The organism is Halobellus sp., from assembly GCF_042218505.1.
In the GTDB taxonomy this organism is placed as follows: domain Archaea; phylum Halobacteriota; class Halobacteria; order Halobacteriales; family Haloferacaceae; genus Haloquadratum.
Window position 1 is genome coordinate 64,731 of sequence record NZ_JBDGQZ010000020.1, and the last position, 11,519, is coordinate 76,249.

Sequence of the window (11,519 nt, forward strand, 5' to 3'; positions counted from 1 at the left end):
TCTTCGTTATTTTGCTCGACAGCGCCGCTATGCTCTGCCGTACGGCATCGAGGTCCCCAATCACGACTCGCCGTCGCTGACGAGCAACGGCAGCGCGAGAAGGCCCGTCGCGCCGATTGCACTCGCCGCGACGATGATCTGGGCGTTCGCTGTCAGTTCTGCGACGCCGCTCATCACCGCGAGCGCAGTAACGAGTCCTCCGGCGCTGAGCGCGAGCGGGCGCGGCGAGAGATCGACGTGGGTTTCGACCGCTCGTGGTCCGAACCGGTGCCACGAGAACACCGCCCCGAGCGCGGTGCCGACGCCGAGCAGGAGTTCGTTCTCGCCGGGCGCGACGAGCAACCCGAGCAGTCCCAGGCCGAGCGCCAGCACGAACAGTGCCGTGACGTGTCGGTGCGCAGGAGTCACAAGCGCACCGGTCCGATCCGCAGTCGAGAACCCCGTCCCGGCGACGAAGACGACGGCGAGCAACGCCACGCCGATCCCAACGCCGGCGACGACGTCGACGAGGTAGTGGACGCCGATCAGCACGCGAGAGAGGGCAACGACGGTGACAACAGCGCCCGCAATCACGAGACGTCGGCGCCACCTGCCGCGGATGGCGAGAACGGCGACTCCACCCCAGAAAGTCGTCGACCCGAGCGCGTGACCGCTCGGGAAGCCGTAGCCGCCGCGGTAGGAGATCGGTGGGCGCGGGAGCGCAAAGAGCTGCTTCAGCCCGATCGTGAGGCCGATGGCACAGAGGCCCAGGCCGAGCGCGATCGCCGCGCTACGCCGCGGGAGGCCGACTCGGTCCCCGAACAGGTACGCGAGCGCGACGAGCGACAGGAGGAGATAGGGGTTGCCGAGGTGGGTGAGCCACCAGAAGACGGCCGCGACGACCGCCGGGAGCGACTCGACAAGCGCGACTTCGCCGACGCCGCGTGTCGCGAGCGGCGCTGCGGGGTACGTCATCGGTCGTGTGCTCGCCGCCCGAACGACAAATACCTGCGGGACTGCGACAGCGCGTCAAAATAAACCTGGGGGTAGGCGCAGACTCGAAATCACGTATGGAGCACGGATTCGACGACCACGTCTCGAACTGTCGTCACCGGCGGTCGCGGATCCAATCGAGGGCACGACCGGGGATTCCCAGTGCGTTCAGCCCCACGCCGAAGACCACGAACAGCGCGTAGAGTCCTAACGTCGAGAGGTAGATGATCAACATCGCGACGACCGCGAGCAGGTCCGAGAGAAAGTAGAACGCTGCAATCGTCGCCACCGTGCCGTAGAGCAGGATCAGATAGGGGCCCCACCCGCGGGCCTTCCCACGGCGGAGCCGTCCGCGGACGTACCTGCGCATCTCCGATTCGACGTCCGGCCGATCGACGGTCCGGGATTCGACATCGTCCTCGAAGGCGTCGAGATCGGCCCGGAGTTCCTCGAGTTCCCGTTCCAGTTGCGCAATGTCGGGCGCGCCGTCCGGGTCCACGTCGGTGGTGGCGTCGCCGGTCCCGTCGGGCTCGGCGTCGTCTGGCGTCTTCGCGTCGTCCGCGCTCATCGTCCGCTCGTCACGTCGGCCCCGCGGGTGTTGTACCTGCCGGTCTCCGTCGTCGGTGACCGACGGCGACGTGGGAGGCGTGGTGTCCGAACGACGCCCGGAGAGAACGACGTTGACCGCCGCACCCGTGAGTACCAGAATGCCGGAGAGATAAGCCACGTCACGAGAAGCAAGACCCCGCCGAGCGCACCCGCGACGCCGCTGGAGAGTTGCTCGTAGAGGCCGAAGGCGGCACTCAGCGCCGTCCAACCCACAGATGCGAACATCGCGCCCAGGAGCGCTTGCCGGGGCGCGATCTAAATGTCTGGAATGACTGAGTAGAGCGGCACGAACGCGACGACGAGGAAAGCGAGCAGGACGAGCGGGCCCACGAACCTGACGAACGGGACGTCGACGAGCGCGATGAGCGCCGCGACGGTCACGACGCTCACTGTGGCCGCTCCGAAGGTCGCGAGCGTGAGGAGGTCGTCAGCGAGTTGTCGGAGGATGGGGCTCGTCGGGTGCCCGTAGATCCGGGCGAACGCGACGTCGACGCCGCGGAACAGTTTCAGTGCGCCCCACGTCGTTACGAGGAGGCTGAGAGCCGAGAGAGTGCCTCAGCCCGTCGCGTCGGCCAGCGCGTCGCCGACGAGTTCCGAACCGGTCGGCAGGAGGTAGCGCTGGGCGAGTGACTGGACCTGTGCGGCGAGGTCGGCACCGCCGACTATCGTGGCTGCAACGACAGCGAGGGTGAGAAGCGGGACGAGCGAGACGAGGACGTAGGAGAAGATTCCCGCCGCGAGGACCGTCACCCCGCGCTCGCGGACAATTGCGAGGACCGATCGCGGGACCTGGATGGGAGCGTTCCGTGCGGTCACGAGACTCCTTCGACCGATCGACTCAAGAGTGTACGGGAGGCCGATTGCGAGTCCCGATTCGTCACTCGCTGGTCGCGTCGCGTATCTCCGGGACTGTCGCGTCGGTTTTGAACGCGGTTCCCGCGTAGTGCGCGTGACTCGCCGCGAAGCCGGCGTCCCGGAGCATCTCGATGAAGTCGTCCATCGCGGGCGCAGAGCGACTCCACTGCTTGCAGAGTCGGTGCTGATCGTAGTGAGTCGGCGTGTCGAGTTCGCCGGCGAGCGTCTCGAGCAGTCGGTCGGCGCGGGCCGCCTCGCCGAGTTCGTCGGTCACCTGATCGCGGACCGAACGGACGAACTCGCGGTCGCGGATCGGGCCGAGGTAGAGCGGGCCGGCCGCGAGGAGTCGGTCGCCGCCGCAGGCGTCGCAGGTCTCGGGCGGGTGCGCGATGAGGCCGAACTCGTGGGTCCGCCGGAGGCAGTCCTCGCAGTGGTGGACGTACCCCAGGTCGTCGATCAGGTCGTCGGCCCGCGTGGCGCGGGCGTCGAGTTCGAGATACGTGCGGACGTAGTGCCGGGAGACGTGCGAGAGAATCGGGACGGCGGCCTTGTCGTAGCGGGCGGCGGTGCGGATCAACGCCGAGAGAAGGACGCGAAGGCCCATCTCCGGGTGGTAGTCGGTATTCTGTGGCAACGTCGCGTACTTTCGGATCCCCGAGCGCTGGTGGGCACCACAGAGCGGTGCGGTATCGGTGGCGGTGACGCAGACCAGGTTCCGCGCGTTTGCGAACGCGGCGTCGGCAAAGGGAATCGGCGTCCCGAACGGGTCCAGATCGACGACGTCGAACACCGTACCACCGTCGTAGAGGAGCGCGTTGACGTCGCGCTCGACCGCCCGGCCGTCGAGGTCGTTGCGGGCGAGGTTCTCGCGGGCAAGGTCGACCGCGTCGGCGTCGACGTCGGCGCAGGTGACGTCGTAACCCGCCGCCGCCGCGCGAACGCCGCGGATCCCGCTGGCAGCCATCGCGTCGAGATAGGTGGCGGCGCGCGGTTCGCGCTCGCGGTACGCCCGCAGCGTTGCCACGGTCAGGTCGCGGTTGAGTTCCTGTGTCGGGTTGTAGAACACGTCGTCACCGGCCCCCTCCGAAGCCCCGTCGCGGGCGTCGGGCACCGCGATCTCGACGCCGCCCTCACGAACGTCCATAGCGGGAGAGAACGCTCCGCGGCGAAAAGCGATGCGATGGCGAGCGCCCGGTTCGGGACCGGACGCGATCCCCGGGCTGATCGATACCCGACACAGTTGGACGCCTGTCTACCGATTCTTTTCGATCGCACAGCACCTCGGGGCGACTGGCCACGTCGATCCGGGCACCGGTGCCGTTTTGTCCGGCCCCGCGCAATCGGGGTATGTGAGCGACGGCGACGACCCGCCGACGGGCCCGCCGTCGGACGAGGACCGCGAACCCGACGCCTTCGTCGTCCCGACGGAGACCGAGAGCGACGCCGAAACCGCGTGGCGACGGGCACTGGCCGAGGCCAACGAACTCACGCCGGGCGGCGTCGAGCAGTTGGTCGAGCTGCACGACGAGCGTGGCGCGCGCGCCGTCGAGGCCGTCTCAGAGGGCCGCGTGAAGCGCTACCGCGATTTCACGATCGTCGTGGGCCACGAGGACGAGTACGTCGTCGAAGACGGCGGCTGTACCTGCAAAGACAGCGAGTACAACCTCGATCCCGACGATCCCCACGAGCGCTGCTGGCACGTCCTCGCGGTCGCCATCGCCGAGCGTATCGGCGAGATCGACCACCACGAGATGTGGTACTCCGAAGTCCGCGATTTCCTGTAATCCAAATCGGGGGAGCAGTACACCGGCCGATGGGCGTCCCGGAACCGCGAGTGGCGACCCCGGACGGCGGTGAACGTTTATACTCGTTCCGTGCTGAGTGGTGACACGATGCACGCAGCGAGACTCCACGAGTACACCGACGAGATGAGTGAGGCGCTGGCAATCGACGAGATCGACCGACCGGAGATCTCACGCTCGGACGGCGTCGTAGTCCGCGTCGAGGGCGCGGGCTGGTGCCAGACGGACAACCACATCATCGAGGGGATGTGGACCGACTACGTTGAGCAGGACCTCCCGATGACGCTCGGCCACGAGAGCGCCGGGGAGGTCGTCGAAGTCGGCAGGGAGGTCTCCACTGTCGACGTCGGCGACAGGGTCATCTGCCACCCGGTGATGACCTGCGGGACGTGCCGGCAGTGCCGCCTCGGAGAGGATATGTACTGTGAGAACCTCTCATTCCCGGGGCTGACGACAGATGGCGGCTTCGCGGAGTTCCTGCTGACGAGCGAACGGGCGACGATTCCGCTCCCCGACGGTGTCGATCCCGCAGAGATTGCACCCCACGCCGACGCCGGGATCACGGCGTACCACGCGGTCAAGAAGGCGGTCGACGAACTGAACCCCGGCGATCCCGCGGTCGTCATCGGCGTCGGCGGACTCGGACACATCGGCCTGCAGTGTCTGGACGCGATGAGCGCCGCGAACATCGTCGCGCTCGACGTGAAAGCGAGCGCGCGCGATCTCGCCGCCGATCTGGGCGCGCGGCATACCGTCGATCCGAGTAGCGAGGACGTCTCGACCGCGATCGACGGTCTCACCGACGGTCACGGGGCCGAACAGGTGCTCGACTTCGTCGGTGCGGACGAGACGACCGGCTACGCACCCGAAATCGTCGCCCCCGGCGGCGACCACCACGTCATCGGCTACGGCGGCCACGTCCACGAACCCTCACAGGCGCTCGTCAACGGCGAGTTCTCGTATCGGGGCACGCTCGTCGGCCGCTACACCGAACTTCAGGAACTCGTCCGCCTGGTGGAACGCGGCGACGTGGACCTCCGGACGTCGAGGTACGACCTCTCGGAGATCAACGAGGTGGCGGAAAAACTCGAACATAGCGAGATCGACGGTCGCGCAGTCATCACGCCGGCGTAACCTCGTGCCTCCGCACGGTTTTTACCCTGCCTCGACGAACGGGCGACAATGCCTACGATCGACGAGAAACGGGTGTACACCGACAATACGGGGACCGAGACCGTCTACCTCGCCTCGGGACTCGGGATCGTCGCCGTCGCCGTCTCCGACGACCTGATCGGCGAGTTCGGGATCGCCCACCGGTGTACGGCTCGGGACGTCGCCACCGCCGGCCCGCTCGTCGCGGTCGCAACCGACGAAGATGTGCTCGTCGCGGACCGCGAGGCGATCGGCGTGGAACAGGCCGACTCGACGGTAGGTGCAGCGGAGGCGCTCTCGTTCGAGTCCACGGCGTTCGGGCCGGCGGCGGCAGTCGGATTCGACGACGGCGAGCTCGTCGCGGGCGACGGGGACGGACGGGTCGCACGGACCGAGGCGGACGCGGCCGTGTCGTCGAGCGATCGGACGTGGACGGAACTCGGGACCACGGGGTCGGTCCGGGCCGTCGGCAGCAGTCTCCTCGCTGCGGCTGACGGGGTCTACCGCCTTAGCCCCTCGTCGCTCACCCACGCCGGCCTCGACGACGCCCGCGACGTGGACAGCGAACCGCTCGTCGCCACTGGCGCTGGGCTCTACAAACTCGGTAACGGCTGGATGGACGTGTTCGACGGGCCGGTCGATGCCGTCGACGCCGCCGGTCCGCGGGCGCAGGCAGTTCGCAGCGGCACGCTCTGGGTGCGGGGCGGTGACGGCGGCGCGGGCGACGAGTGGCGCGAGGAATCGCTGCCCGTCGAGGAGCCCGTCGGGGCCGTGACGCACGGGAACGATGCGTCGTACGCAGTCACCGAGGACGGCACGTTCGCCGTGCGGTTGCCCGACGGCGAGTGGCGGTACCGGGGAATCGGCGTTCGGGGCGTGGTCGCCGCGGCGGTGTAGCGTCGGCGCTGACGACTGGTCCCCGAGCGGGAGTCCCGGAGACGCTGCCGCATCGGAGTCGGCTGTCGCAGTTGCGCGATAGCGACAGCGAGACGACACGGAACCGATGGCGGTCGCGGCGGAGTCGCGGGCGCGCTGACTCTCGGCCGAGACGGAAAGGGGTTTTACCGCGGATCGAGAGATACTGGTATGATCGTACCCGGCGCATCGTCGCAGGCCCTCGCAGCCGCCCTCACAGACGAACTGGGCGAGTCGCTTGCGGCTGTCACGTACGACCGGTTCCCCGACGGTGAGACGTACGCAGCCGTCCCAGCGTTCGACGCCGACCGCGCGGTGATCGTGGCGGCGACCGACACGAACGACGCGTGGGTCGAACTCCTGCAGCTGCAGGACGCCGTCCGTGAGGCGGGCGCGACCGAGGTCGTGACCGTGATTCCGTATATGGGCTACGCCCGCCAGGACGAGGCGTTCGAGACGGGTGCCCCCGTCTCCGCCCGGGCGATGGCGCGCGCAGTCTCCACCGGGGCCGACCGCGTAGTGCTCGTGAACCCCCACGAACGGTCGGTCACCGACTTCTTCGACGCGCACGTCACTGTTTGCGATGCGGCCGGCCGCCTCGCCGAACCGCTCCCGGAAGACCTCGCCGAACCGCTCTTTCTCGCGCCGGACGCTGGGGCGCTATCCCTCGCAGAGTCGACGTGTGCGTCCTACGGCGACGGCGAGGCCGATTACTTCGAGAAGACGCGGTATTCCGGAACCGACGTCGAGATCACACCGAGCGACGCCGACACCGAGGGCAGGGACGTCGTGATCGTCGACGACATTGTCGCAACCGGGTCGACGATGAGTCAGGCGATCGCACACCTCCGGAACGACGGCGCGGCACGGGTCTTTGCGGCGTGTATCCATCCGATATTGGCCCGGAACGCCCGGACGAAACTGGAACGCGCGGGCGTCGAACGGATTGTCGGCACTGACACGGTCGAACGCGACGTGAGCGCGGTCTCGGTCGCCCCGATCGTCGCCGCAGCGGTCGACGCCGTCGAAGCGAACTGAGCCGATGGGCGACGGCCCCTCGGATGCGGACGGCACGGACCCGCTGTTTCCCGAAGCGCGGCACGTCCTCGAACCGTGGCACAGAGAAATATAGGATGGTTAACACTACGTGAATCTATCCCCGTTCGGTCTGATTACTCCCGCGTCATTGACGCCGCAGAGAACGGACCGACGCAGTCGCTTACGCCAAAGTGGGAGTCGTTGAGGATCAGTCCACGTCGACGAGCGTCAAGACGAGGCCACCCTCCTGTAGGTCTTCCCAACGGTCCCGATGCACCTTCGAGAGGTGATTACTGAGTCCGTGTTTCGTTCGGACCTCTCGACCGCACTCGGGACACCGATACCGATCCTCCCGTTCTGCCAGCGACTCATCGTGAGCGAGTTTGTGGTGGATCCGCATCGCCCGCTCGTCGGCGAAGTTGTCCCGACCACAACTCGGGCAGCAGACTACGTCCTCGAATTCACCTAGCGTCTGCTGCGTCATCGTTCACCTCTATTGGTGACAGCGGCTGATTCTCGTGACTCGCTGACCTCGCGTTCCTCCTCAAAGTCCGCTTTTGGGATCTTCCAGACTGTATTATCGCTGTCGAATCGGGCCGTGGGGAGTTCCCGAAAAAACTCAAGGAAGGTGCCGAACGATGCGGTACTCATATCACCTGTGCTTCTAAAGTGAACCGTGGGAGCCGTCGCCTGCTCGTGTGCAGCATCGTGGCACTGGCGACAGAGGAGGATTAGGTTGGACAACCTATCGGAGCCCCCTCGACTGCGTGGCACGATATGGTGAACACCGAGCGTCACTTCGGGACCCGAGGCTCGACAGGTGACACACTGGCCCCGATCCCGTTCGTGGACGGCTTCTCTCGTTTGTTGATTCAGTTTTATCACTGTCGTTGGAGGCAGCGATACCTCTCACTGGTATCGCCAGTCTGAGCCATCTCAGCGGGATGTGAGGCCCGTTAACCTCCGTCCGACCGGTTTCATCTGTGTGTCGGATGAATTAAGGCTTCGGTATCCGAGGCTTCGAATGACTATCATTTAAATTATAAATAGGCCGAGATTGGTGTGTTGCAAAGAACTTCTGCATACATCGTATTAAGACGTCTGGCGCGCTCGACTCGGGTACGAAGACGGAGAGTACCGCAGAGCGGTCCGCGAGGCGATCCGAGACGCAGTCGATGATGGCCAGTAAGTCGTGAGCAGGACGACGGCCGCGGAACTGGGGAGAGAACGCCGCTCCCGCGCCCACGACACAGGCCGAACTTACTTCGGCGATCCGTACGATCCAACGGGTATGAGCAACGATCCGACCATCTTCGAACAGATCATCTCCGGCGAGATCCCGGGGCGCATCGTCTACGAAACCGACACCGTCGCGGCCTTCCTCGACGCTAACCCGCTCGCGCCCGGGCACACGCTTGTCGTGCCGAAAGAGGCCCACGAGCGCCTCGACGACTTGCCCGACGATGTCGCGGCCGATATGTGGGCCGCCGTCCAGTCGCTGACGCCCCGGATCGAATCGGTCGTCGACGCCGACGCAACGACGGTCGGCGTGAACGACGGTTCGGCGGCGGGCCAGGAGGTGCCGCACGTGCACGTCCACGTCGTCCCGCGCTTCGAGGGCGACGGCGGCGGCCCAATCCACGCCGTGGCGGGGTCACGGCCGGATCTCTCGGACGACGAGATGGACGACATTGCAGACGAGATCGAATCGATCGAGTGACCACCTGACAGTGTCGGGGCTGCGACCGGACCATTTAATTCCGAGCACGCGGCCAGGTGGGATATGGCAGAACGAGAACGAAATATCGTCGGCTTCGTCGGCGCGACGGGTGGCGCGGGCACGACCCGGACCGTCGTCGAAGTCGCGGCCGCGCTCGCGGCCGACGGCCGGAGGACCTGCGTCGTCGACGCCGCGTTCGCAACGCAGGGACTCGGAGATTACGTCGCGGGGAGACTCGAGCCGGACGTGACGGCGCTCGTGACTGACGAGCGCGCGGCTGACCTCGCGGAGGGGCTCGTCGATCTGAACATCGCTGAAGTGGCCGGCCGGGTAGCAATCCTGCCCGCGCACGCCCCGTTCGAGCGACTCGCACGTGCAAAGCGCGTCGAGGCCGCACAAGCGCTCGAAACGCGCATCGAGAGCGCGGCCGCGCAGTTCGATCACGTGCTTCTGGACGTGCCGCCGGTCGCCGCGAACCAGGCCGTCGCTGCGGTCACCGTCGCCGACTCGGTCGCCATCGTCACACCGGCGACAGAGCGCGGCGCGGCGGCGACGCAGCGGACGCACGAGCGCCTGGCAGACGTGGGCGTCGACGCCGCGCTCGTGGTATCGACGCGAGGGACGCTCGAAACGGCCGACGTCGGCATCCCGGCCACAGCGCAGACGGACGTGACGGAGCCGACGGGACACGGGACCGACGGTGGGTTCGCCGACGCCATCGACCAGGTCGCGGCCGCGGCCACCGGCGCGGAACTCACGCCGATCGACGACGGCGGAGTGTTGCAGACGGTCGGCGAGTACGTCGGTCGGTAGGACAACACTCCGAGAGAACGAGTTAGCGCAGGTCGCCGCCCCCGGTCATCGTCTCCGCGAGGGCGTCGCGTTTCGAGACGAGTGCATCGCCGGCAATCGGCGCGGCCGCGTCCCGGCGGACCGTCGCCGCGAGGGCCTCAATCGGATCGTGCGTCTCGACGTAGGCCGCGAGCGCGAACTCGGCCTCAGTCGCCTTCGTGAGTTCGAGCGCATCCGCCCGCGCGGCCCGGCCGTCGAGCCAGTCGCGGAGTACTCGACGGGCGGTCGGCGCCAGCGGCGTCACGCCCTCGAAACCACATCGGTGGAGTAGTTTCGCCGCCGTGACCTCCGGAAGCGCCGCCGCTGCGCCCGCCTCACCGACGCTCACTCCGGATTCGTACTGATCGAGGACCGTCGCCGCCGCCGCGACAGTGCACGGGAGTTCGTCCGCGTGTTCGCGAAGTCGTGCGTCCCGATCGACGGCCGTGTCGTCGACGGTCGCGACGCCGCGGTCGACCTGCGCTGTCGTCAGTTCTAGCCCCGCTGCGATGTCCGACAGACTCATCGTATGTATCTCCCGCGGCATCATATAAGCGATTTCGCTTTCCTTATCGTATTTGATGGTAAAACTAACCGATGACCGGTAAGTAAGAAATCGGCTTTGGGGGTTAAGATGCCGGTTTGCTGCTTTGTTTAAATATACCATCGGGACCAATTTTCAGGTGTGATGAGCGAGGCACCTGCCACCGACACCAGCCAGTCTACGAACGCGTGCCCTGAGTGCGGAGGGCGACCGGAGACCACTCGCGGCGAGACGCTCTGCGGCGACTGCGGACTCGTCCTCTCGGAGTACCACGTGGATCACGGGCCCGAATGGCGGTCGTTCGCCGACCGCGACACCGATCCGAAGCGGACGGGCGCGCCGCTGACGCGGTCGCGACACGACCGGGGACTCTCGACCGAGATTGGGCGATCGACGCGGGTGAAAGGACGGAAGCGCCGGCAACTCAGTCGGATGCGCCGACAGCACAACCGGGCACGGATCCCGACGAAGCGCGAGCGGAACCAGGTCTACGCGTTCACGGAAATTCGTCGGCTCACGGGCTCGCTCTCGCTGCCCGACCGGATCCGCGATCACGCCTGCTCGCTGTTCCGATCTGCGCAGTCTGAGGACCTGCTCCAGGGTCGGTCGCTCGAGGGGTTCGCTGCGGCTGCCGTCTACGCCGCCTGTCGGATCGCGAGCGTCTCGCGCACGGTCGAGGAGGTGGCGAGCGCCGCGAAGGCGACCGAGGCCGAACAGAGCGCCGCCTACGACGCGATCAACCGGGAACTCGGGCTCCCTGTCGGTCCGATCGATCCCGCCGAGTACGTCCCCCGCTTCTCGTCCGAACTGGAACTCCCGAACGCGGTCGAGCGGCAGGCCCGCAAATACGTCACCGAGGCCGCCGAGCGCGGCCTCACCGTCGGCCGGAACCCCAGCGGCGTCGCGGCCGCCTGTCTCTACACCGCCGCCCGCGACGCGAGTGTCGGCCTGACGCAGCGCGACACCGCCGACGTCGCCGGCGTCACGCCGGTGACGCTCCGATCAACGTACCAGAAACTGCGGGACGGCGAGTAGACACCGGCAGCCCGAGGCCTATTTGCGAGGAATCAACTCGGGACGT

12 protein-coding genes and 1 pseudogene are annotated in these 11,519 nt (G+C 67.1%); 7 read left to right on the forward strand and 6 right to left on the reverse strand.

Annotation, left to right across the window (positions count from 1 at the left end; genetic code table 11):
- Window positions 1-60: 60 nt before the first annotated feature.
- From ABEI27_RS06940 to ABEI27_RS06950, 3 genes and pseudogenes are all read right to left on the reverse strand, one after another.
- A complete protein-coding gene (locus ABEI27_RS06940; RefSeq protein WP_375798680.1) occupies window positions 61-954 on the reverse strand; it encodes a phosphatase PAP2 family protein in 894 nt (297 codons plus the stop codon).
- 133 nt (window positions 955-1,087) lie between these two features.
- Window positions 1,088-2,397 (reverse strand): annotated as a pseudogene (locus tag ABEI27_RS06945) (YihY/virulence factor BrkB family protein).
- Between the two features lie 61 nt (window positions 2,398-2,458).
- A complete protein-coding gene (locus ABEI27_RS06950; RefSeq protein WP_375798681.1) occupies window positions 2,459-3,580 on the reverse strand; it encodes a tRNA (guanine(26)-N(2))-dimethyltransferase in 1,122 nt (373 codons plus the stop codon).
- 322 nt (window positions 3,581-3,902) lie between these two features.
- Between ABEI27_RS06950 and ABEI27_RS06955 the strand changes: the two genes are divergently transcribed.
- The 4 genes from ABEI27_RS06955 to ABEI27_RS06970 all read left to right on the forward strand — a co-directional run bounded on the left by ABEI27_RS06955 (window position 3,903) and on the right by ABEI27_RS06970 (window position 7,343).
- Complete coding sequence (locus tag ABEI27_RS06955; RefSeq protein ID WP_375798695.1) at window positions 3,903-4,220, forward strand: hypothetical protein; 318 nt, start codon at window positions 3,903-3,905, stop codon at window positions 4,218-4,220.
- 108 nt (window positions 4,221-4,328) lie between these two features.
- Window positions 4,329-5,372: an NAD(P)-dependent alcohol dehydrogenase gene (locus ABEI27_RS06960; protein WP_375798682.1), complete on the forward strand. Its 1,044-nt coding sequence runs from the start codon at window positions 4,329-4,331 to the stop codon at window positions 5,370-5,372.
- Between the two features lie 48 nt (window positions 5,373-5,420).
- A complete protein-coding gene (locus tag ABEI27_RS06965) occupies window positions 5,421-6,287 on the forward strand; it encodes a hypothetical protein (protein WP_375798683.1) in 867 nt (288 codons plus the stop codon).
- Window positions 6,288-6,476: 189 nt separating this feature from the next.
- On the forward strand, window positions 6,477-7,343 hold the full coding sequence (locus ABEI27_RS06970; protein ID WP_375798684.1) for a ribose-phosphate diphosphokinase: 867 nt from the start codon (window positions 6,477-6,479) through the stop codon (window positions 7,341-7,343).
- A gap of 208 nt (window positions 7,344-7,551) precedes the next feature.
- Here the strand turns inward: ABEI27_RS06970 and ABEI27_RS06975 are convergent, their stop codons facing one another.
- Both ABEI27_RS06975 and ABEI27_RS06980 read right to left on the reverse strand, forming a co-directional pair.
- A complete protein-coding gene (locus ABEI27_RS06975) occupies window positions 7,552-7,827 on the reverse strand; it encodes a hypothetical protein (protein WP_375798685.1) in 276 nt (91 codons plus the stop codon).
- A complete protein-coding gene (locus ABEI27_RS06980; protein ID WP_375798686.1) occupies window positions 7,824-8,228 on the reverse strand; it encodes an HNH endonuclease in 405 nt (134 codons plus the stop codon). Before ABEI27_RS06980 ends, ABEI27_RS06975 begins: the two co-directional genes overlap by 4 nt.
- A 406-nt stretch (window positions 8,229-8,634) precedes the next feature.
- Between ABEI27_RS06980 and ABEI27_RS06985 the strand changes: the two genes are divergently transcribed.
- Window positions 8,635-9,063 (forward strand): HIT family protein, encoded by a 429-nt coding sequence (locus ABEI27_RS06985; RefSeq protein WP_375798687.1) that lies wholly within the window; start codon window positions 8,635-8,637, stop codon window positions 9,061-9,063.
- A 63-nt stretch (window positions 9,064-9,126) separates the two neighbouring features.
- The gene (locus ABEI27_RS06990) at window positions 9,127-9,876 is read left to right on the forward strand and encodes an AAA family ATPase (RefSeq protein WP_375798688.1); all 750 of its coding nucleotides are present in this window, start codon (window positions 9,127-9,129) and stop codon (window positions 9,874-9,876) included.
- 22 nt (window positions 9,877-9,898) lie between these two features.
- Here ABEI27_RS06990 and ABEI27_RS06995 read toward each other — a convergent pair whose 3' ends face one another.
- The gene (locus tag ABEI27_RS06995; RefSeq protein WP_375798689.1) at window positions 9,899-10,420 is read right to left on the reverse strand and encodes a hypothetical protein; all 522 of its coding nucleotides are present in this window, start codon (window positions 10,418-10,420) and stop codon (window positions 9,899-9,901) included.
- A 162-nt stretch (window positions 10,421-10,582) separates the two neighbouring features.
- Between ABEI27_RS06995 and ABEI27_RS07000 the strand changes: the two genes are divergently transcribed.
- Complete coding sequence (locus ABEI27_RS07000) at window positions 10,583-11,473, forward strand: transcription initiation factor IIB family protein (protein WP_375798690.1); 891 nt, start codon at window positions 10,583-10,585, stop codon at window positions 11,471-11,473.
- Window positions 11,474-11,519 lie beyond the last annotated feature (46 nt).

What these genes read in the sequence shown, in the direction of transcription:
- ABEI27_RS06960 (WP_375798682.1), top strand. Translation starts at nt 4,329, where the DNA reads ATGCACGCAGCGAGACTCCACGAGTACACCGACGAGATGAGTGAGGCG.
- ABEI27_RS06970 (WP_375798684.1), top strand. Translation starts at nt 6,477, where the DNA reads ATGATCGTACCCGGCGCATCGTCGCAGGCCCTCGCAGCCGCCCTCACA.
- ABEI27_RS06990 (WP_375798688.1), top strand. Translation starts at nt 9,127, where the DNA reads ATGGCAGAACGAGAACGAAATATCGTCGGCTTCGTCGGCGCGACGGGT.
- ABEI27_RS06995 (WP_375798689.1), bottom strand. Translation starts at nt 10,420, where the DNA reads ATGAGTCTGTCGGACATCGCAGCGGGGCTAGAACTGACGACAGCGCAG.
- ABEI27_RS06940 (WP_375798680.1), bottom strand. Translation starts at nt 954, where the DNA reads ATGACGTACCCCGCAGCGCCGCTCGCGACACGCGGCGTCGGCGAAGTC.
- ABEI27_RS06965 (WP_375798683.1), top strand. Translation starts at nt 5,421, where the DNA reads ATGCCTACGATCGACGAGAAACGGGTGTACACCGACAATACGGGGACC.
- ABEI27_RS06975 (WP_375798685.1), bottom strand. Translation starts at nt 7,827, where the DNA reads ATGACGCAGCAGACGCTAGGTGAATTCGAGGACGTAGTCTGCTGCCCG.
- ABEI27_RS07000 (WP_375798690.1), top strand. Translation starts at nt 10,583, where the DNA reads ATGAGCGAGGCACCTGCCACCGACACCAGCCAGTCTACGAACGCGTGC.
- ABEI27_RS06985 (WP_375798687.1), top strand. Translation starts at nt 8,635, where the DNA reads ATGAGCAACGATCCGACCATCTTCGAACAGATCATCTCCGGCGAGATC.
- ABEI27_RS06950 (WP_375798681.1), bottom strand. Translation starts at nt 3,580, where the DNA reads ATGGACGTTCGTGAGGGCGGCGTCGAGATCGCGGTGCCCGACGCCCGC.